The following is a 19734-nucleotide window of genomic DNA, read 5'->3' as shown; positions in this document are numbered from 1 at the left end:
GATACTGAACAAAGTATAAACCCTATAGTTAGATATAGGGTCAAGGGTTTAACTGTAATTTTTCTGAATGCCAAGGAAAGCTTAATTGCTGGACTGCAAATCACTGGCGAAGCGATGCAACCAGCCAGCCGCCTGACTGGGTTGGTATGCCAGAATTAGCCTTTCCCGGTATTGCCAGGGAATAGTAATTTTAAGGGCACTAAGATTTGCCTGGCTGATACAGAAATCCGGGATATAAGCCAATGCCCTACCCTGTTGTACCAGTGCCAGCAAGGTACTGAAATCGCTACATCGGTAGGCAATATTGCGCGGCAGAATATCATCTCGCCAGCCATCAGAGCCGATACCTCGCTGTATACCGCAAAAAGGCGATACCACCGGGCAGGCAAAGGCATATTTTTGAATCTGTTCATTGCTAATTGTCGTTGCCGGATTATCGGCCAGCAGCGGATGTGCAGCGGCACAGGCCAGTTGGAAGCAGGTTTCGCCAAGTTCAATAATACTCAGGTCACCTTGATTTTGTTCTACTGCCTCTGCGGTGGCAATAGCCAGATGGGCGCTACCATCCCGTAAATGTTTTAACGCATCCCCTTCCCACTCGGCGGTTATGTGAGTGTCATAATGGGCAGCTGGCAAACTATCTAATACTCTGGGTAACGCCTGTTGCAGCAATACCTGCGGGCCAGCTATGTTCAGTTTGATTTTTTGCTTCCCCTGGCCAAATGCACTAATGGCCTGCTCTGACTCATGCACAATCACCCGCGCATATTCGCAAAATCGTCGGCCCTCCGCATTCAACTGAATATTGCGCCCCTGTCGCTCAAATAACTGGGTATGAGTTAAGGCTTCCACTCTGCGAATAGCTTTGGATAAAGCCCCGGGTGTTTTGTTTAATGCTTTAGCGGCCGTTTGCAAATTATTGCTACGGGGAATCACCAGAAAATAGCGCAAATCATTAACATCCATAACCTAAAAACCGGTAAACAAATCAACTAAAACCATATCCTAAAAGGAAACAATGATAAACTTTTAGTCGCTGTTTTTACGCCTATTGTTAAAGCAAAATAGGATTAATCCATTTGTTTACAGGCTGCTGCCCATGTCAAAGTTAACCGTTTTACTGTTGTTCTTTTGTTTATCGCAAGCTGTTCCAATGAAAGCTGATGAACATAAGCATCATCAGCGCATGGGTTCCCATGGCATGGTGTTGTTTAGCGATGGTGACCGTCTTTTTGCCAGCCACCTTCCCTTGTATCAGGCACCACACGATTACCAGTTGATTTATGAAGTCGAGCTGCAAAGCCAGGAAAAACTAATAGCTCAGCTGATATCGGGAGAGCAAACTGAGGAACATATGCTGACCTTGTTGCCTGAGCACTTTGATCTCAATAAACTCATTGAGGGGGAATCAATAACACTCAATGCCACTGTGTTTAAGGGGCACTTTGAACGCGGCGGAAAGCCTTGGCTAAGCGAGCAAGAAGTATTTTTTAAAAAGCCGTTATATCGTCGACAATTAACCGGCAATGTGTCAGCAAACGCTGAACCTAACCAATGGCATAGCATCCTGCTGTCAGAGCAGCGCCTGCTGTTTGTGCATCTGATTGGCCCAGCCCCTTCTTTTGATGCTATTTATCTGGCAGAGCAATGTCAGCTCAAAGAATCAGCCAAAACCTCAATCGAGTACTCATTTGAAAATGCAGAGTTAGTAGCCAACTTCCGCCAGTGCCATTCGCAAAAAGCACTGTATGTTGAATTTCAGGATTTTAAAGGTTAAGCGCCAATGAGCATTTTCAGCAAAGCCATCAAAAACCTCTGTCACCGGGTACGACTATTGACCTTGAGCACCCTGCTCTGTGGGACCTTCGCAAACGGCCAACAACCTTTGCCAATGCCAGCACCAGAGCTGCAAAAATTACAGCAATACCAGTGGCGACATGGAGCAGCAGATTGCCAGGAGGATAAAGCTGACCCTATTGAAATCTTTCGCTACGACGCAAACACCTATATTTTGCGCCAAAACAAGTGCCTGCACTATGAAGCCCCCTTTATTTATCTGTTATTGGGCACGGAAAAGGCGTTGTTGTTAGACACCGGCGCAACAGCCAGTGCCAGCCGTTTTCCATTGTTTGCTACCGTTACCCGCATACTCGAAGAAGCTTCGGCAGCAAATACTGCTAAGCCACTGCTGGTGTTGCATTCTCATGGTCATAGCGATCACATTGCTGCTGACCAACAATTTCAGGATAAGGCCCATACCCAGGTTGTGGCTGGCAATATGAAAGCAATTCAACAACATTTTGGCTATGGGATTGATGGTTTGCATTGGCCGGAAGACAGCGCGCAACTGGATCTGGGGGACAGGGCAATAACCCTATACCCCTTGCCAGGGCATAGCGACGATGCCATAGCATTATTTGATGAGCGAACTGGGTGGTTGCTAACCGGGGACAGCCTGTATCCGGGCAGGCTGTATGTACGCGACTGGCAAGCCTACAAACACAGTATTGCGCGCTTGCTTAAACAAACGCGGTCACTGCCGGTGACGGCTATTTTGGGCACCCACATTGAAATGAGCAAAACTGCCGGTGTGGACTATCCAATGGGGTCAACTTATCAGCCCGAAGAAGCGCCTTTGCCAATGAATTATCAGGTACTTGATACACTGCATCAGTTGTTGCAGACGGCACCTGACCCCAGGAGACTTGTCAGCGAACAGTTTATTGTGCAACCGCTCGACTAAACAGGCGCTAGTGCCACTCCAGTTCCAGTTTCATGTCTTCGGTGGTTGAAGTCATGCCGCACATTTCATCGTACGGCGTGTTTTGTTTTAACCAGACTTTTTCAAACCGTTCATTGTCTAAAAAGGATTTTATCTCATTGATACAGTTAAACTTTTTAGGGTGGTTTTGTTCATCGTAGAGATACCAGGTACGATTATTGTCTTCGATTGCCGCCAGGTAAAAACCACCTTCGAAGGATTCGATATGCAAGTTCATAGTTTACTTCCTGTTGTCGTTTGAATTTAAACGCCGTAACAGTCATTATAGTTCAAAATATACTCTTCACTCAGGCCACCAGCTTGCCACCTAACCAATCCCGTTTACTGGAAAACTGACTGCTCAGGTACTCCTTCTGGTCCTCCAGAATACGGTTATTGCGCAAATAAAGTTGCTCGTACATATTGGGTTTAAAAGGCACTGCAATCAGGTGCATCGCGGCTTCTTCCGGGGTTCGGGCGCCTTTCATAACATTGCAGCGCTTGCAGGCAGTGGCCGAATTCATCCAGGTTTTCTTACCCCCTCGGGAACGAGGGATAATGTGATCCAAGGTCAGTTGGCTGGGGCGGAATTGACTGGCGCAATACAGACAGGTGTAGTTATCTCGGGCAAATAACCAACGGTTACACAAGGGAATTTTACCACTCTGGTGCACGACTTTACCCTTGCAGCCAATAATTGAGGCAATTTCGATGCTACTCTGTTCACCGGCATGATTATGTCCGCCTAACAAAGTTCGCTTCATCGATCCCAATTCAAACAGCACATTGCCCAAAGAATATTGTTTACAGGCTTCCTCTATCGTAATCCATCCTAACGGCATGGTGCTTTGATTCAGTCGTAATACATACATAGGCATCTTCTATTTTAATTATCTGGCCTGACGACAGTTTCTACCTTGAGTATGACAGATTTTTAAAAAACAGGTTAAATTTTCAACTATATTTACAAGCAGTTAGCGTATAACGAGAAATTAAGGCTCATTCCCTGCCCTAACATTCATCAGAATGTGATCTGGTCCGACCTTTATCACTAAAATCAATATTGACCATCGAAATAAGTAATTTAGCTTTTCGGACGAATTTTCATACTCTGTTACATAAGCAATTGTTATTGGAGTCACCATGGAAATATTTGTTGTGAATGAAACACCGGGAGTCAACGAACACTCGGATGATGTTTCATTAGAGCGCAGGTGTAGTGCTACACCTGCCACTGTAAAGAAACTGGCCTTGGCCGGGGCTTCGATTACGATAGAAACTGGCGCAGGTTTATTGGCCGGTTACAGCGATGAAAATTACATCGAAGCGGGCGCAACTATCAGTCAGGATCGCAATGCCGGTCTCGCAAAGGCAGACATCGTGCTGTATGTCAGCCGACCTACAGAGGCTGACATAGAGCATCTGAAAGCCGAAACCCTGGTAATTGGTCACCTGGATCCATTCTTTCAGAAGCCTCTGATTGAAAAACTGCAGGCCAAACAGGTAACCGCCATCAGTGTGGAAATGATCCCGCGCACCACGCGCTCGCAAAAAATGGATGCCTTAAGCTCGCAAACCAATCTGGCAGGTTATGTCATGGTGCTCAAGGGAGCCACTGAGCTGGATACCATACTACCCATGATGATGACCCCGGCAGGTACTGTGAAACCCGCCAAGGTATTCATTATCGGTGCGGGTGTGGCTGGTTTACAGGCCATCGCCACCGCCAAGCGATTGGGTGCCAGTGTAACTGCCTTTGATACCCGCCCGGTTGTGGCCGAACAGGTACAGTCGCTGGGTGCTAAATTCCTGGAAATTGATCTGGGAGAAACCGGGCAAACCAGCCAGGGTTACGCCAATGCACTCAGCGAAGAGCAGATGCAAAAGCAAAAAGAAGGACAGCGTCAGGCCATCGCCGATTCCGATCTGGTGATCACCACAGCCCAGCTGTTTGGCCGAAAGCCCCCCTTAATCATCACGGAAGAAGATATTGCCGGCATGAAGCCCGGTAGCGTCATAGTTGACATGGCTGCGGAAAATGGCGGCAACGTGGCCGGCTCACAAAAAGGCCAAACGGTGGTTAACAATGGCGTCAAGATCGTGGGCACGGGTAACTGGCCAAATCAGGTACCCAAAGACGCCAGCGATCTGTATGCCAACAACCTTTTTAATTTATTAGATGAATATTGGGACAAAGAGGCGAAACGCTTCGTGCTGGATCTGGAAGACGACATTCTGGACGGCTGCGTTATTGTGCATCAGCAAGCATTGCGCAATGCCATGCTCAGTAAACACTTTGAATCAATCGCAGGAGAGTCCTGATGGAATTAATCTATTTATTGTTCATTTTAGTACTGGCAGGTTTTCTGGGATTTGAACTGATCCATAAAGTGCCAGCCACTTTACACACGCCACTCATGTCAGGTGCCAATGCCATTTCAGGTGTCACCCTGATCGGTGCCATGGTATCGGCGGGTTCAGACAATAATCATCTCACCACCATACTGGGTGTGGCCGCGGTGATATTTGCCTCAGTGAACGTCGTGGGAGGCTACATGGTAACTAATCGCATGTTATCCATGTTCAAGTCGAAGCAAAAGAATAAGGAGGCTCAACAATGAGTATGACACTGTTAGTTAATGTGAGTTATGTCATTGCCGCCATCCTGTTTATTCTGGGTCTGAAACTGCTCAGCCACCCGGCGACAGCGAAGAAAGGTAATTTAACCTCTGCGCTGGGGATGTTCATCGCCATCGTGATGACCTTACTGCACCGTGACATCATCAGCTATGAACTTATCTTTGCCGGTATTCTGATTGGTGGTGTGTTAGGTGCCTGGATGGCAAAGCGGGTAGAAATGACCGCGATGCCGGAACTGGTATCACTGTTTAACGGTTTTGGTGGTCTGGCGAGTTTGCTGCTGGGTTTATCAACCCTCACCATTAAACAAACTGACACCCTGACCATTACTACTATGGTGATTGCCTATATCTCAATTTTAATCGGTGGGGTGACTTTCAGTGGAAGTCTGATTGCCTGGGCAAAACTGGGTGGCAGAATGGCCAGCAAAGCCATCATCTTTCCCGGTCAGCGCTGGTTAAATGCGCTGGTCATCATCACTGCTGTGGCTCTGCCTTTTGTGATTGCCACGCAACCCTTTACCCTGAACTGGTTCTACATCGCGATAGGTCTGGCGCTGGTATTTGGTATTTTGGCGACTATCCCCATTGGCGGGGCAGACATGCCGGTGGTGATCTCGCTGCTGAACAGTTATTCCGGATTGGCCGCAACGGCAGCCGGTCTGGCGATTCAAAATAACATCCTGATTGTGGCCGGTTTGTTGGTTGGTGCCAGTGGTATTATCCTGACCCAGATCATGTGTAAAGCCATGAACCGCTCGCTGATGAATATCCTGCTATCTGGTTTTGCCAAGCCCATCGAACCCGGTGAAAAGATTGAAGGTGAAATCAAAGCACTGTCTGCTGAAGATGCCTTTTACGTGCTGGAAGCCGCGCAAAGTGTGGTTGTGATCCCAGGCTATGGTATGGCAGTAGCGCAGGCACAACACGCAGTCAAAGAATTGCAGGAGTTGCTGGAGAAAAACGGTGCCGAAGTGGCCTACGCCATTCACCCGGTAGCCGGCCGTATGCCCGGTCACATGAACGTACTGTTGGCGGAAGCGGATGTGCCTTATGAACAGCTGTACGAAATGGATGCTATTAATCCCCGTATGGACAGCTTTGATGTGGCTATCATCATCGGTGCCAACGACGTGGTTAACCCAGCGGCTAAAGAAATGAAAGGCAGCCCAATCTATGGCATGCCCATCATTGAAGCCCACAGAGCCCGCAATGTGTTTGTACTGAAGCGCTCTGCCGCAGCCGGGTTTGCAGGTGTGGATAATCCACTGTTCTTCAAGGACAACACCCGTATGGTATTTGGTGATGCCAAAGATACTCTGAACACCGTTATCCGCGAGTTTGGTGATTAATCGCCAAATAATTAATCTGCTAACCCATTCTGGTAGGTAGTTCTCGGTGCCAGTCAGTTTTACTGACTGGCATTTTTTATTTGATCTGACCTCAGTCAAATATCCTTGCCTTATTCTCGTGTATTTGCAGGACTCAGACCCGAACCTATCACACCACCGTAAACAGGTAAATTTAACTACCTCCCCAGCAATTAAATATAGGTAGATCCCCCTATAGCGGATGAAAAAGTAAACGGTCAATATTGCGCCATCGTCATTCATGGGAATGACATGACACCGCATTTTTTACCGGAGTACCGTCATGAAAAAATTTATGTTGTCTGCCGTATCGACGGCGATGTTTGCCCTCAATACCCCTGCTGCATTGGCTGATGCGCTTATCGGAGAACAACTTTCAGAGCAGTTAAATGTACTGGCTGAAGATAAGTCTGTAATGGCCGTAGTAACCTACGATCAAATGGATCCACTGTCTGAAACACAAATCCAACAGTTGCTGAATCTGGGGATTAGCCAGGGTGTACAATTTCAGAGTTTACCTATCATTGGCGTATTAGCGACTAAGGCGCAAATTCAGCAAATTGCCGGGTTTGATAATGTTCGCTCGGTGTTTGCTAACCGCCAAATGGAATACTTCAATGCCGATGCCAGAGAAATTACCGGTGTTGCCGACCTGCAAGGCAGTGATTTCGAACAGCGCAATGGTGTGCAGTATAGCGGTAAAGGCGTCACCATTATGGTGAATGACTCCGGTGTTGATGCTTCCCATCAGGATTTGTTTTTCGGTGACACAGTCGTAGAAAACGTTCAGGCCCTGACCCACGCTTCTGCCATCAGTATCACCGGCATGACCGACGGATTTACCCTGAAAGGTCAGGTTAACACCGATACTAATTCCGGCCACGGTACTCACTGTGCAGGTACTATCGCCGGTAGTGGTGTGATGTCTGATGGTAAATACGTAGGCGCAGCGCCGGATGCCGATATCATTGGCTACGGCTCAGGTGGCGGTCTGTTCCTGCTGGACACTATTGGCGGCTTTGATTTTGCAATCAGTAATATGTACAGCTACAACTCCCCCATTAAAGTGATCAGCAACTCCTGGGGTTCCAGTGGTAAATACGAGCCCTTGGGTCCGGTATCTATGGCCACTTACAAAGCACACAAACTGGGTATTATGTCGGTATTTGCCGCCGGTAACAGTGGTCCGGGTGAAGACTCCCACAATCCCTATGCGCAAATTCCCTGGGGTATGTCTGTCGGTGCCGGTGATAAATTCGGTAAACTGGCGGATTTTTCTTCCAGAGGACTTAAAAGCGAATCAGGCGCTTTCACTATGCCTGATGGTACTTCCTGGGAATACAACAACGACGTATCAATCGTTGCGCCCGGTGTAGACATTATTTCTACCCGCGCCGCCACCAATCTGGCAGCGAATGGTGGCGATGCCGATATCGACGCCATCGAAACTCAATATGTTCCTTTTTACACCATGATTTCCGGGACTTCCATGGCAACCCCTCATGTTTCCGGCATTATTGCCCTGATGCTGGAGGCCAACCCGGATCTGGACAACCTGACCATCAAACAGCTACTTCAGGAAACCGCCACTAACATGCCCGGCTATGAGCGTTGGGAAGTAGGTGCAGGTTATGTTAACGCGCGCTCTGCCGTTGCTGCGGCTCTGAACTACGACATGAATCACCGTGTTACAGTCAACAATCTGGCGGACAAGCAATTCAATGCCAACTCACTGGTCAGCACCAGTGACCGCACCGAAGAGTTTGAAGTGTTTTACGCACCTGTGGGCGAGCCAGAAGTTCAAAATTTCTATGTTGATGCCAACACGGTCGTGGTCAAAGCATCGTCCTCCACCTCCACCAACCTGACCAAACTGGTGCTGGTGGCCCCCGATGGCACAGAGTATTTCGGCAACCTGTCTACTCCGGTTCTGGAAGAGGGAATGCGTGTTTCCGCCCCCGGCATGGAAGGTGAATGGGGAATTTACGTTTACGGCTTAACCTCCTTATCCGGTGTTCAGGCAGACCCACTGGGTGTCACCAATGGCCCGGGGGTACCTGAGTTTTTTGATGTGTCTGTGGCTTTTGAAACCGGTGGTGGTTTTGAAGGCATGGATGATATCCATGGTCATCCATTGCAAAATGCTATTGAGTACGCGGTTAGTGAACGACTGATGGATGCGCTGGGCAACAACCGCTTTAAGCCTGATGCCAATCTGAAACGCAAAGATTTCGCGCAATACGCTGTTATGGGTGGCGCAGTGCGTCAGTATCGCGATTTGTTGAACGAGGCAACGCCGGTGCTGGAGAATGTTCCCGCTTCCTATAAACCCTATTTTGAGTCGGTCAGTGTTGCCGGTGGTGCGTTGAAAGACAATCTGCGCAGTCAGGCCGCGATTTTGCCAACCGATAATGGCAGTGTTAACGCCAACGCCGCGATGAATAAACTGGACATGGCGTATGCCATGGTGCAAATGCTGGGACTGGAACATGTGGCCACGGCATTTAACAGCAGTGATGACATCATAGTGGATTATCGCGGAGAACAAATCGTGTTAGCCGATCAGGATAGTTTACCGGCTGACATGAAAGGCTATGTGCAACTGGCAATCAACTTGTCTTTACTAAATGTTGAATTCGGTATTGAACAAGACCCCTTTAGCCTGACACCTGTTATGACAGCAGAGTTCAATGCTGAGCAAAAAATCACTCGCGCTCACTATGCACTCCTTACGTCAAGGTTTATGAACAACTACTTTTAATTGAGCACTGGTTCACACTGGCATCGCTTGATGCCGGTGTGGCCATGTTGTAAATTTAACCAAATTTTAACAGGAGTAAGTAGTTTTGCTGCACCTAACGACTAAAAAAATAATAACAAAAACAGTAGCGGCACTAGCCGTTTTTCTTCTATCTGCCCAGAGCACTTTTGCCACCCCCGTAGCACCGGTGACGCTGGAATTTGACGACAACAGTATTGAAGCGGAATTTACGCTGAGCAGTGTCATAGAAGTGGATCTAAGCCTGGCGTTTGACAACAGTATCGGGCTGCATCCCAGTAATTTTGAGATCACTGCTGAGCTGGTATCGCTGACTGATCTCGATGTACTCAATCGCTTGCCCTCTTCTTTGGTACAGATGCAGGCCGCCTTTCCGGTGGTGGTATCGGTAAAACCCAAAGCGGATGCCGGATTTGGTTTTGAGGGCATGGCTGCCGTCGAGTTGTACACCAAGGCGATGCATTACAATAGCAATATACCGCTGCGTATCTTCCGCTCCCATGACAACGGCACATTCGAAGATATCACCATGCTGACTTCTGCAGGCAGTATTCGCGCCAGAGGGAATCTGGGTGGCTTTTCAGATTTTATGATCTTGCTGGATACCCGCCTGCCGGACGCCGTTATTGATCATAAATTTCAACTGGTAGAACAACTGTTAACCGATAACCGAAGCGACATTGAAGCGACTCTTCTGAGCCAGATAGACACTCAGATGACCGCGCTGGATAGCGCCCTGACCGGGCTGGATTACAGTCAGGCACTGATTGTCACGGATGCGCTGATATCTTTAATTGATAATGCCAGTGGCAACGATATTCCTGATGTCTGGCGTTCATCTAACGATTTGGTCAACGTCAAAGGTGAAATGCTTACCTGGCTGAATACGCTGCGTTACAGCTTGCGCATTTACTGAGTTAATCATGCCACTACAATTATCTGTCGCACGCCATGACGGGGTGATTGCCGAACACGTCCTGTTCGAAGGCTATCAGTACCAGATTGGTCGTGCTGCACAGTCAGATATTGTTATTCCGCATCCGCAGGTGTCCAGACGCCATGCCCTGATTGGCACGGATGCCAGTAATCACTGGTATTTTGAAGATGCCAGCAGTACCGGCAGTAGCCACAATGGTCAGGCGGTTGGTCGCTCCGCCCTGGGTGCATCCCAGGTATTGCATTTCGGGCCGGTGCCTTGCCTGGTAAAAACCTGCGACACCCGACAAATTACCATCAAAGACAGTCAGTTAATGTGGCGTAAGCAACAGCTGCGACGCTACCAGCAACAACTAAGCCGCTGTCACAACAGTACCGCGTTAATCGCAACGGCCCGGGAGTCGCTCATTCAGGGTCTGGGTTGTGAACGCGCCAGTTTGCTGTTGTACAACCAGGATAGCCACCTGGAGAGCGCTTTAGGTGATGAACCCTGGATGCAGACTCCACAGTTTAGCGGTAGCCGCAGTATTATTCGCCAGGCTATGGCGCAAAAAGCACCGATCGCTATAGGTGATCTGCGCAACGATGATGACTATGCAGACCGGGAAAGTATCATTCGTTTTGGCCTGCGGGCAGCCATCTGCGTGCCCATCATGGTAGAGGAAAACGCCATCGGTGTCCTCTATGGTGATAACGCTTCCAGTCGCCAATACTTTACAGAAAGTGAACTTGCTCTGACCAGCGCATTAGCCAGTCAAATCACTTCTCGTTTGTTATTCCATTCTATCGAACATAAACTTGAGTTAATTCAGTCGCTTTAGTTTTTTTGATTTAATGGAGCAACGACTTGTACGACGCATCCGACTCCGATCCTGATCTGGCAACTCAGGCGTTGCACGCTGCCCCTTCTCTGAAGGCGGGCGATGTCCTGATGCAACGCTTTCGCATTACTGCCAAGTTGGGCGAAGGCGCTCAGGCCAGTGTATATCAGGCTTTTGATCAGCTGCTGGAAACAGACATTGCAATAAAACTGGTGCATGGCGACACGGCCCTGCCTCTGAAAATTCAGCAACTGCGCAATGAAGTCATGGTGGCCAGAAAAATTCAGCATCCGAATGTTATTCAGGTGCATGATGTATTCTGTGATGATGAACGTGTATTTTTCACCATGGCGCTGATCAGTGGCTGGCCATTGCAGGAGTGCCTGCATGAACCGCTGTCCAAAAAGCAATTCGGGCAATGGTGTGAGCAACTCACCGGGGCCATTGCGGCCTGTCAGCAGCAACAGTTAGTGCATGGTGACATCAAACCCGACAATATTATTATCACTGAGGACCATGATCTCCTGCTGATTGATTTTGGGATCGGCAGTTCGGTAGCAGAACAGGAACAGCTCAGCGGTCATCGTGATTACGCTGCACCGGAAGTGTTACAGTCAGGTAAGATCAGCCCACAGTCAGACACCTACAGTGCCGGGAAAGTACTGCAACTGTTATTGCAAAACGTGCAACTATCCCCTCTTTCAGTTACGGATAAACTGTGGCACCGGCAACAGCACAAGTTTATTGCACAACTCACTCACCCGGTGGCAGAACGGCGCCCTGACAGGCAAAATTTACGCTATAACCAACAAAATACGAAAAGCATTGCAGGCCCAGCCGTGCTGCTGTTGAGTCTGCTGATAACAGTATCACTGCTGGTACTGCTGATGAACAGCCATCGTGAGCCAGCACAACTCGCGCCCTCCGATAAAGCCGTCTGGCAATTAGCACTTGTAGAGGATGATAAAGTACCGGTATTGAAAAGCATCAGTGAATTACTCCGTTACCCACTGCAAAGTGATGCAGGCATAGCCTTGATAAGTCAGGAACATATTCACAAACTGCGAAGCAATCTGGCACTCAACCCCATCGCTAATCAGAATGACAGAATCGCGATTGCCAGTACCCTTGAAGCCGATATTGTAGTGTTGTTGCAGGCCAGTGAAGTGAATGCCCAAACCGTGCTCCTACAGGCGGATGCCATGATGATGCCCGCCAATACCCGTTTGTTTTCGGTTACCGAGAGTATTGAGATTGCACAGTTAGGCCAACAACTCAGCAATTTTACCCTGGACATCCATCACAAACTGAAGCAAATCAGAGACCAGGTGGTTGAAACCAGTAACAGTGATTTTTTGCAAAAGCTGCCCTTTACTCAATGGCAGGATCACACCCTTGATGCAGCAGAAAAATTACGTTTGCTGCAGCAACAATCACCGGATTTTCCGGGCGTCTGGATAGCGGGCGCGGAACAGGCGTGGCAACAGGGTGATGTTGCCGCGTTACAACTGCAGTTAAATCAACTGGCCAAAACCCAAACTCAGGAGGAATACTGGTTATTGCTGGGCCAATATTTTCAGGCCCAGATAGATGATAACCCCACCCTGGCCATGCAGACTGTAAACCGGTTAATTACCCTGCATCCTGGCCGTGCCGATCTGCTACTAAAACGCGCCGATGTCCACCTTTGGCTTAGCGATATGCCGGCCGCCATCGCCGATTATCGCACGGCGCTAAACTATACGCCTTACGATGGCCAGATCTGGTTTGAGGTGGGTAAACTCAGGATCATGCAGGGCGAAATAAAACAGGCCATCGCACAGGAATTAACTCAGGCGTTATCGGCATTTCGCTCTTTAGGCGACAACGTGGGCGAAGGCCTGGTGTTAAATGCCTTTGGTGTTGCTCATTTGCGCCTGGCAGAATACCAGGTAGCGGAACGGTATTTTCAGGATGCCCTGACATTACGTGATGCGCAAACGCAACCCACAGAGCGCGCCACAACCCTGGCAAACCTGGCCAATGTCGCGGCCATAAACCGCCATTTTGATATCGCGGAACAAGCACTGGCTGAGGCCTCGAACCTACTCAGAGATCAGGGCGACCTTGAACAGCAGGCTCATGTCCTGGACACCCTGGGCTTTATGCTGGAAGAACAGGGCCGCTATGAAGAAGCGTTGCAATATTACAAGGAGGGTCTGGATATCAGAGTACAGGCAGGCAACGACAGTAAAAAGGCGGAAAGCATGAGCAACGTTGCTTATATCCACTTTTTAACCGGCAATTTTTCACTGGCACAAATATTCTGGCAACAGGCAGAAACCCTGTTCGCCCGTGCCAAAGATGAAGCCTTTTTGTTGCGCACCTGGCAAAATCTGGCGCAACTCAGTCTGGCCAAAGGCGATATGCGCAAGGCCGGGGAATACCTGCACCGGGCGACGGAAAAACTGGATGCACAACATTCAGAAGCTGACATGATCAACAAGCTATTGTTCAGTTACCTGCATTTTCGTCAGGGCAAACTGGCTCCTGCGATGGAAAACCTCAACAGCGCCAAATCCATGGCCAGTGGCATTGGCGACAGCCGGGCACTGACTGAAATACAGTTGTGGCATGCCGAGGTTTGTCTTTACATTGCCGATCTCCCCTGCCTGATTCAGCAGCTTGATGAGGTCAATACAGACTTCCTCAACGACAGTCTGGAACAACAGGCAGTATATCGTTGGTTGTCTTCCGCCCGACTCAAGCATGAACCCTCTCTGGCAATCGATGAGCAGCAACTCCTGGCATCAGCCCTGCAATACGGACCTGTGCCACTGCTGACAGAGCTTAAAATCCTGCTGGACCTGCAGGAGCGTTTTAAACTGGCGTCAAACAGCGAGCCAATGCAGAAAGCCCGGAGTAAAATTAAACCTGTATACCATTCTGCCTGGTTGCATTGGCTGTACTTAAGTGCCCGCGATGGTGAGCAACAAACTGAACTGGCCCAACAGTTATTGTTATCTTCACCCTACTGGCGCAGCCACCTCTACTATTCAGTATTGAGTGGCGATGCGGCACAGCTAAAACAAACCGAGCTTCAACAACAGTGGCTGGCGCAATTAACAGAAACCCAATCCCATCGGTATCAGGGGTGGTATTTTGACTAAATCTCAACAGCAATTACTGGCTGAAATTCAACAACAACAAGCTGAGCTGCGAGCGCGGCTGGATGCCGAGCAGGAAACCCTGACGCATCTGGCCAAACGCCTTTGGGCGCAACAGGAATCGGAGAAAGCCAAATTATCCAGAGAATTGCACGATGGCGTGGGACAACTGTTAACCGGGCTCACCCGCCGCCTGCACGGTGTCTCTGGTGATTATCCGGAATTGCGCGAGCTGGCAGAGCTGGCAGAAATGGCGTTGGCGGATGTCAGGCAGTTGTCCCGGCTGATGAGTCCCACCATACTGGAGGACCTGGGATTACAGCCTGCCCTAAAATGGTTATGTCGCAGTTTATTTGAACATGAAGATATGCACTGCCGGTGCGATATCAATATCCAGGGTCAGGTACCCGATGATGTGGCGATATTGCTGTTTCGCATCACTCAGGAAGCCCTGGTTAATGCCATTAAACACAGCGAAGCCACAGAAGTGTCCCTGTCACTGCAACAACATAACCAGACCTTACGCCTAGATGTGGCAGACAATGGTCAGGGTTATGATAAGCTCTCCATAGAGCCTGGTATCGGACTTACCAGTATGCAGGACAGAGCCACCGCCTTTGGCGCGACATTCAACATTCGTTCCCGGCCCGCACAGGGAACCCACATTACTATGACGGTTGCATTATGATTTCACTGATCCTCGCCGATGATCACCAACTCATGCGTCAGGGCCTGAGTCAGGTACTCAATGCCGATCCGGAACTGGCAGTAATCGGAGAATGTGGTGACGGTCAGGAGTTAATCAATCAGGCACTGAAACTCTCACCGGACGTTATAGTCATGGACATCTCCATGCCGAAAATGAGCGGTCTGGTGGCCATAGATAAGTTACTGGCGCAGCGTCCCGATGCCCGTATTCTGGTACTGTCGATGCACAATGAGCTGGAGTATATCGAAACCATGCAGCAGGCCGGTGCCCGTGGTTATATGCTGAAAGAATCTTCAGCAGATGAATTGATTAACGCCATCAAACTAGTGGCTGCCGGCAAACAGGTGTTTCCAGACCAAACCACTACAGATATTCACCCCGGTAGCAAATCGCGGGTTAACCCACTGACCGCGCTGACCCGAAGAGAACGAGAAGTGTTTTTTTTGGTGGCCGCCGGTAACACCAGCAGAAAAATTGCCGAGCTATTGAATATGAGCCTCAAAACAGCCGAGAATCATCGCAGTAACATTTACAAAAAGTTAGAAGTGGGGAGTTCTGCAGAGTTGATCCGATTGGCCGGCAAAGCCGGCCTCCTGGAATAAAAGTAAGCTAACCTAGTCGGCCAGTTGTCTGAATCTGGTGATGGTCATCGCCGCTTCACCCCGGCTGACACTGTTAGCAGGTTCAAATCTGGCCACCAGAGTGGGCTCCAGGTCAAAAGGCCCTTGCTCTACATCCACCTGCACCGAAAGTAATCCCAGTGCCAGTGCCTGTTGCACATGACCGCGCAGTTGTGGCGCAATGTCAGCAGAATCCGCAACTTCCACCGCCTGGTCAAAGACAATGGCAATTAACGGGCTGTTGCTGTCAAACGCATTAGCACTGTCTTGCAAACCTAACGCCTGTACCAATGTATAAGCCATTTGCTCTTTGGTCACAGTCATATTTGCGCCGAAGTGTTCCGGGCTTTCTGGTGCGACGGTTGCTGCATCTGCGAATTCCAGGTCAGACAATACACCGCCGGTTTGTGCTGCACTGTTGGCAATTCCGTGAGCATCAGCACTGACATCAGCAAATACCGCCTGGTTGCCATTTATTGATTGTCTGAGGTTACCTGCCAGCGTCATGCTGTCTGCCAGTTCTATGCGCTTAAGCGGCGCATCGGGTTTAAAGCCTTGCTTTTTAGCATCCATCAGTTGTTCTGCAACCACATACTCCACAAAAGGTCTGGCGGGATGATTCTGAGTATCATCGATACCGGCAAATCCGGCGGTTTCCAGTAACCGGATATTGACTGTGTTGGTAGCAGGTACACCAATGCCATTGGTAACCCCCACAGGGTCAACCGATACGCCACTTATACTGCCAATACCACGAGAATACAGCTTCCAGGGCCCTGCCATACCGGGCGCAGAAACCCCCACTGAAGAACCGAGAACCGGCAGACCAATGCCTGAACCGTAGCGGTTACCTGCCGGATCTTCCAGTACAAAGGCAGTAGCAGTTTCGATGCTGGCACTGGCGATTACCAGTGAAACCCCAGGTGGCACGTCAAAAGTTTCTGTAGGTGATTCTCCTACCGGAATATAGGTGGTAGACAAAGTAAACGAATCGCCCTCGGTAACTAATGCCTGAGCATTGAACTCCCGGTTTAATTTGCTGGTGTCACCCCAGGCCGATTCCCCCTCCACTACAGCCTTCACAGCAGCGTGAGCATTTACATAACCGGCACCCACTTCCCAGGACTCTCTGCCCGCCATTGGCGTGGCTGTTTCCTGCAGGATGCGCTTCACATCGGACCATTGCAGGTTGGGATTCGCTTCCAACATCAACGCCACTATCCCTGAAACATGCGGCGCAGCCATAGAGGTACCGCTGGACACAGTGTAGAAAGGCAAGTGTTCAGGCGCGACCATATCCACATCGTCCTGAGCACTTAGCCCTCCTAAACTGGAAGTTGACGCTCTGGCAGAAATCACATCTACACCAGGCGCGGTAACTGTCGGCCGGTCTTCCCATTGGTAAACTTCGCCATCCACCACCACAGTATCTCCCTTACCGGAGACACCACGAGAGCTGAAGTCGGCCAGTTGACCCTGCTTGTCCCCTGCGGCTACGGTGACTACCCAGGGCGCCTTTTTGAAGTTCCCGGTAATGGTGGATTCGCCAGAGCCAGAATTACCGGCTGAAAACACGGTGATAATGCCATTGTCGGCCAGTGCCTTAGTCGCGATATTGGTGGGATCATCCGGGTTAAACTCGGTGCCCACATCGCCGGTATTGCCGAATGAATTAGAAATTACCCGAATATTGTAGTCGTACTGATGGGTCAGAGCGTAATCGAATCCGCCCAGCGTATCTAAAATAAATAACCCTGCACCTGAACCGTATCCAATGATGTCAGCTCCGGGAGCGACACCGGCGTGTAAACCGGAGCTTTTAGCACCATTGCCGCCAACTGTGCCAGCCACGTGAGTACCATGCCCGCCACCGATATCGGTGTTAGTGATATCTTCCTGATAGGTGATGGGCAAAATGCTGCTAAAGCTGTGCAGATTAGTTTGGGCCAGCACATTTTGCACAACATGATTGGGGAACATCAGATCGCCATGACTACCATCAACCCCGGAATCATTGACCACCACGCCAATACCCCGGCCCGAAAAAGGCACACCGTTATTGCGCAAAGAGCGGTCTGCACGCATAGCCTGAACACCGGTGATGCGGGTGGAATCGTGGTTTTCCAGCACCAGCGGATCATTGTGCCAGACAGACACCACATCATCCCGTTGATACAGAGCTTCAACCTGCTCTTTGGTGGCTAATACACCCACTATCGGCAGTTGCTGCATACTGACTCCAGCGTTGATGCCCAGTACCTCAAGGGCATTCAACTGCTCACTGGTGGGGGCAGCGTGACCTTCAAAAGTGACGATCACCTGTTGCAGATCCAACGGATTCTCGGCGAACACTTCAGCGAGATCGGCATCAAAGGTTTTTGCCTGCAGACCAGCAGCCGGCAGTGCAAAAGCCACCGCCAATGAAATAAGGTTTTTACGGTTAAAGACGGACATGAATACTTCCTCAATCAATTTTACCAGGAAAGTATTCAAGAATGTGGGTACTGATGCTATGGGGGAAAACCCCCAGATTCACCCTTGCATAATTGCCCTGATCGAGCTGGGATCTCGATCAGGTTTCTCAACTTTGAGCCAGACGCCCGCGCCTGCTATCATCAACCTATATTTGATTGAGACAACATTCCCTTGCCCCAACAGCAACCGTCATCCCGTTTACATCAAAGCTACTACCGCAATGGTCCCAGCCATCGCGACGGAGCGGATGTGTCATTTAACGACATCGTTAAAATCTTCGGCTTTAAAACCGCGACGGTGGGCAACTGGGTCACAAAACAGGAACAACAGATAGCGGCAAATTTGTTTTTTGACGCACTTTGCGATCTGATGACCATACTGCAGGTACCGGAACAGGTGATTTCCCTCAATGGCACCTTGTCCCTCGCTTTTGGTAAAGGCGGGCAAAAATACAGCTCGGCCCACTACAATTCCGGCACCCGCACACTGGCGTTAGCTAAAAATGCCGGTGGCGGCGCACTGGCCCATGAATGGTTTCACGCCTTCGATCACTACATCAGCCAAAAGCTGTTTAAACGCGCCAGCCATCGCGACTTTGCCTCTGTGTTGTGGCTTAAGCACCAACAGGTAATAGAGCATCCATTAAACCACTTACTGGAAAGCTGCTATCAAAACATATTTTTGCGAGAAAATAGCGATCAGCTCAGCGATTTGTTTATCAAAAGTGTTACCGCTGACAAATCGTTGAATACCTACTATTATGCGCAACCACAGGAAGTTTGCGCCCGGGCATTTGAAGCCTTTGTACAGGATCAATCTCTGAAAAACGCATTTCTGGTGCAGGGCACCAGGCAGTCAGCCGAAGCGAAACTGGGCATTTATCCGGAGCAGCATCAGCGACAGCAAATCGCAGGCTATTTTATCCAGTATTTTATTACCCTTGGCAAAGCCCTTGATCAGCAAAACGTATCATAAAGTGACGACGTTTAAACCCACCCTAACCAGACAGAGAGAAACAAGCCAATGAAAATTGTGCAGGTCACCCAGGACACCCTTGAGCAATGTGCCAATTTGTTTGATCAGTATCGCCAGTTTTACCAGCAACCGGCTGATATTGCTGCTGCCACAGCGTTTATCAGTGCAAGGCTGGACAATCAGGATTCCATCATTTATATGGCGATTGATGAACACAACACGGGCATGGGATTCACGCAGTTATTCCCGTCGTTTTCATCTGTTGCCATGAAGCAGGTGTATATTCTGAATGATCTTTTTGTCACTCAGGATTCAAGAAAGCAAGGTGTAGCAAAAGCGCTGATGAGAACCGCGCAGGCCTTCGCCGAAAAAAATAAGGCTCATGCGATCAAGCTGGCGACAGCCAAAGATAATCATCAGGCAAAGGCACTTTACGATCAACTTGGTTACAAGCTGATCGATAGTTTCGACTATTACACCTTAACGCTCTGAGCGTTGCGCAA

At 49.4% G+C, this 19734-nt stretch carries 17 protein-coding genes; 13 read left to right on the top strand and 4 right to left on the bottom strand.

What is annotated here, in order from left to right:
* Positions 1 to 81: 81 nt before the first annotated feature.
* A complete protein-coding gene (locus LJ740_RS07500) occupies positions 82 to 966 on the bottom strand; it encodes a LysR family transcriptional regulator (RefSeq protein ID WP_229528454.1) in 885 nt (294 codons plus the stop codon).
* A gap of 187 nt (positions 967 to 1153) precedes the next feature.
* Between LJ740_RS07500 and LJ740_RS07495 the strand changes: the two genes are divergently transcribed.
* Positions 1154 to 1777, top strand: coding sequence for a hypothetical protein (locus LJ740_RS07495; RefSeq protein WP_229528453.1), 624 nt, complete (start codon positions 1154 to 1156; stop codon positions 1775 to 1777).
* Between the two features lie 6 nt (positions 1778 to 1783).
* Positions 1784 to 2743, top strand: a complete 960-nt coding sequence (locus tag LJ740_RS07490; protein ID WP_229528452.1) for an MBL fold metallo-hydrolase — start codon at positions 1784 to 1786, stop codon at positions 2741 to 2743.
* Positions 2744 to 2750: 7 nt separating this feature from the next.
* Here LJ740_RS07490 and LJ740_RS07485 read toward each other — a convergent pair whose 3' ends face one another.
* The gene (locus LJ740_RS07485; protein WP_229528451.1) at positions 2751 to 2999 is read right to left on the bottom strand and encodes a DUF6482 family protein; all 249 of its coding nucleotides are present in this window, start codon (positions 2997 to 2999) and stop codon (positions 2751 to 2753) included.
* A 70-nt stretch (positions 3000 to 3069) separates the two neighbouring features.
* The gene (locus LJ740_RS07480; RefSeq protein WP_229528450.1) at positions 3070 to 3633 is read right to left on the bottom strand and encodes an HNH endonuclease; all 564 of its coding nucleotides are present in this window, start codon (positions 3631 to 3633) and stop codon (positions 3070 to 3072) included.
* A gap of 271 nt (positions 3634 to 3904) precedes the next feature.
* On the opposite strand from LJ740_RS07480, the gene LJ740_RS07475 reads away from it, so the two are divergent.
* From LJ740_RS07475 to LJ740_RS07435, 9 genes are all read left to right on the top strand, one after another.
* Positions 3905 to 5083, top strand: a complete 1179-nt coding sequence (locus LJ740_RS07475; protein WP_229528449.1) for an NAD(P) transhydrogenase subunit alpha — start codon at positions 3905 to 3907, stop codon at positions 5081 to 5083.
* Positions 5083 to 5382 carry an NAD(P) transhydrogenase subunit alpha gene (locus LJ740_RS07470; RefSeq protein WP_229528448.1) on the top strand — a complete coding sequence of 100 codons (300 nt, stop codon included), beginning with the start codon at positions 5083 to 5085 and terminating at the stop codon, positions 5380 to 5382. The genes LJ740_RS07475 and LJ740_RS07470 overlap by 1 nt, the downstream gene beginning before the upstream one ends.
* The gene (locus LJ740_RS07465; protein WP_229528447.1) at positions 5379 to 6752 is read left to right on the top strand and encodes an NAD(P)(+) transhydrogenase (Re/Si-specific) subunit beta; all 1374 of its coding nucleotides are present in this window, start codon (positions 5379 to 5381) and stop codon (positions 6750 to 6752) included. The genes LJ740_RS07470 and LJ740_RS07465 overlap by 4 nt, the downstream gene beginning before the upstream one ends.
* Before the next feature lie 301 nt (positions 6753 to 7053).
* On the top strand, positions 7054 to 9531 hold the full coding sequence (locus tag LJ740_RS07460; RefSeq protein WP_229528446.1) for a S8 family peptidase: 2478 nt from the start codon (positions 7054 to 7056) through the stop codon (positions 9529 to 9531).
* Positions 9532 to 9616: 85 nt separating this feature from the next.
* The gene (locus LJ740_RS07455; protein ID WP_229528445.1) at positions 9617 to 10465 is read left to right on the top strand and encodes a DUF6689 family protein; all 849 of its coding nucleotides are present in this window, start codon (positions 9617 to 9619) and stop codon (positions 10463 to 10465) included.
* A gap of 7 nt (positions 10466 to 10472) precedes the next feature.
* Positions 10473 to 11306 carry a GAF domain-containing protein gene (locus LJ740_RS07450; RefSeq protein ID WP_229528444.1) on the top strand — a complete coding sequence of 278 codons (834 nt, stop codon included), beginning with the start codon at positions 10473 to 10475 and terminating at the stop codon, positions 11304 to 11306.
* A 26-nt stretch (positions 11307 to 11332) separates the two neighbouring features.
* On the top strand, positions 11333 to 14455 hold the full coding sequence (locus tag LJ740_RS07445) for a serine/threonine-protein kinase (protein ID WP_229528443.1): 3123 nt from the start codon (positions 11333 to 11335) through the stop codon (positions 14453 to 14455).
* Positions 14448 to 15140 carry a sensor histidine kinase gene (locus tag LJ740_RS07440; protein ID WP_229528442.1) on the top strand — a complete coding sequence of 231 codons (693 nt, stop codon included), beginning with the start codon at positions 14448 to 14450 and terminating at the stop codon, positions 15138 to 15140. Before LJ740_RS07445 ends, LJ740_RS07440 begins: the two co-directional genes overlap by 8 nt.
* On the top strand, positions 15137 to 15763 hold the full coding sequence (locus LJ740_RS07435; RefSeq protein WP_229528441.1) for a response regulator: 627 nt from the start codon (positions 15137 to 15139) through the stop codon (positions 15761 to 15763). Before LJ740_RS07440 ends, LJ740_RS07435 begins: the two co-directional genes overlap by 4 nt.
* A 12-nt stretch (positions 15764 to 15775) precedes the next feature.
* Here the strand turns inward: LJ740_RS07435 and LJ740_RS07430 are convergent, their stop codons facing one another.
* Positions 15776 to 18235 carry a S8 family serine peptidase gene (locus tag LJ740_RS07430; protein WP_229528440.1) on the bottom strand — a complete coding sequence of 820 codons (2460 nt, stop codon included), beginning with the start codon at positions 18233 to 18235 and terminating at the stop codon, positions 15776 to 15778.
* A 192-nt stretch (positions 18236 to 18427) separates the two neighbouring features.
* Between LJ740_RS07430 and LJ740_RS07425 the strand changes: the two genes are divergently transcribed.
* Both LJ740_RS07425 and LJ740_RS07420 read left to right on the top strand, forming a co-directional pair.
* Positions 18428 to 19231 carry a CLCA_X family protein gene (locus tag LJ740_RS07425; RefSeq protein ID WP_229528439.1) on the top strand — a complete coding sequence of 268 codons (804 nt, stop codon included), beginning with the start codon at positions 18428 to 18430 and terminating at the stop codon, positions 19229 to 19231.
* Positions 19232 to 19279: 48 nt separating this feature from the next.
* On the top strand, positions 19280 to 19723 hold the full coding sequence (locus tag LJ740_RS07420; RefSeq protein ID WP_229528438.1) for a GNAT family N-acetyltransferase: 444 nt from the start codon (positions 19280 to 19282) through the stop codon (positions 19721 to 19723).
* The last annotated feature ends 11 nt before the right edge of the window (positions 19724 to 19734 follow it).

The organism is Planctobacterium marinum (assembly GCF_020687805.1).
GTDB classification, from domain to species: domain Bacteria; phylum Pseudomonadota; class Gammaproteobacteria; order Enterobacterales; family Alteromonadaceae; genus Planctobacterium; species Planctobacterium marinum.
Note: the sequence above shows the minus strand (reverse complement) of the source record. Positions and strands in the feature narration are given on the sequence as shown.

Excerpts from the sequence above, each read along its gene's own strand:
- LJ740_RS07435 (WP_229528441.1), top strand. The coding sequence starts at position 15,137 with ATGATTTCACTGATCCTCGCCGATGATCACCAACTCATGCGTCAGGGC.
- LJ740_RS07495 (WP_229528453.1), top strand. The coding sequence starts at position 1,154 with ATGAAAGCTGATGAACATAAGCATCATCAGCGCATGGGTTCCCATGGC.
- LJ740_RS07500 (WP_229528454.1), bottom strand. The coding sequence starts at position 966 with ATGGATGTTAATGATTTGCGCTATTTTCTGGTGATTCCCCGTAGCAAT.
- LJ740_RS07460 (WP_229528446.1), top strand. The coding sequence starts at position 7,054 with ATGAAAAAATTTATGTTGTCTGCCGTATCGACGGCGATGTTTGCCCTC.
- LJ740_RS07490 (WP_229528452.1), top strand. The coding sequence starts at position 1,784 with ATGAGCATTTTCAGCAAAGCCATCAAAAACCTCTGTCACCGGGTACGA.
- LJ740_RS07480 (WP_229528450.1), bottom strand. The coding sequence starts at position 3,633 with ATGTATGTATTACGACTGAATCAAAGCACCATGCCGTTAGGATGGATT.
- LJ740_RS07485 (WP_229528451.1), bottom strand. The coding sequence starts at position 2,999 with ATGAACTTGCATATCGAATCCTTCGAAGGTGGTTTTTACCTGGCGGCA.
- LJ740_RS07450 (WP_229528444.1), top strand. The coding sequence starts at position 10,473 with ATGCCACTACAATTATCTGTCGCACGCCATGACGGGGTGATTGCCGAA.
- LJ740_RS07420 (WP_229528438.1), top strand. The coding sequence starts at position 19,280 with ATGAAAATTGTGCAGGTCACCCAGGACACCCTTGAGCAATGTGCCAAT.
- LJ740_RS07475 (WP_229528449.1), top strand. The coding sequence starts at position 3,905 with ATGGAAATATTTGTTGTGAATGAAACACCGGGAGTCAACGAACACTCG.
- LJ740_RS07465 (WP_229528447.1), top strand. The coding sequence starts at position 5,379 with ATGAGTATGACACTGTTAGTTAATGTGAGTTATGTCATTGCCGCCATC.
- LJ740_RS07470 (WP_229528448.1), top strand. The coding sequence starts at position 5,083 with ATGGAATTAATCTATTTATTGTTCATTTTAGTACTGGCAGGTTTTCTG.
- LJ740_RS07430 (WP_229528440.1), bottom strand. The coding sequence starts at position 18,235 with ATGTCCGTCTTTAACCGTAAAAACCTTATTTCATTGGCGGTGGCTTTT.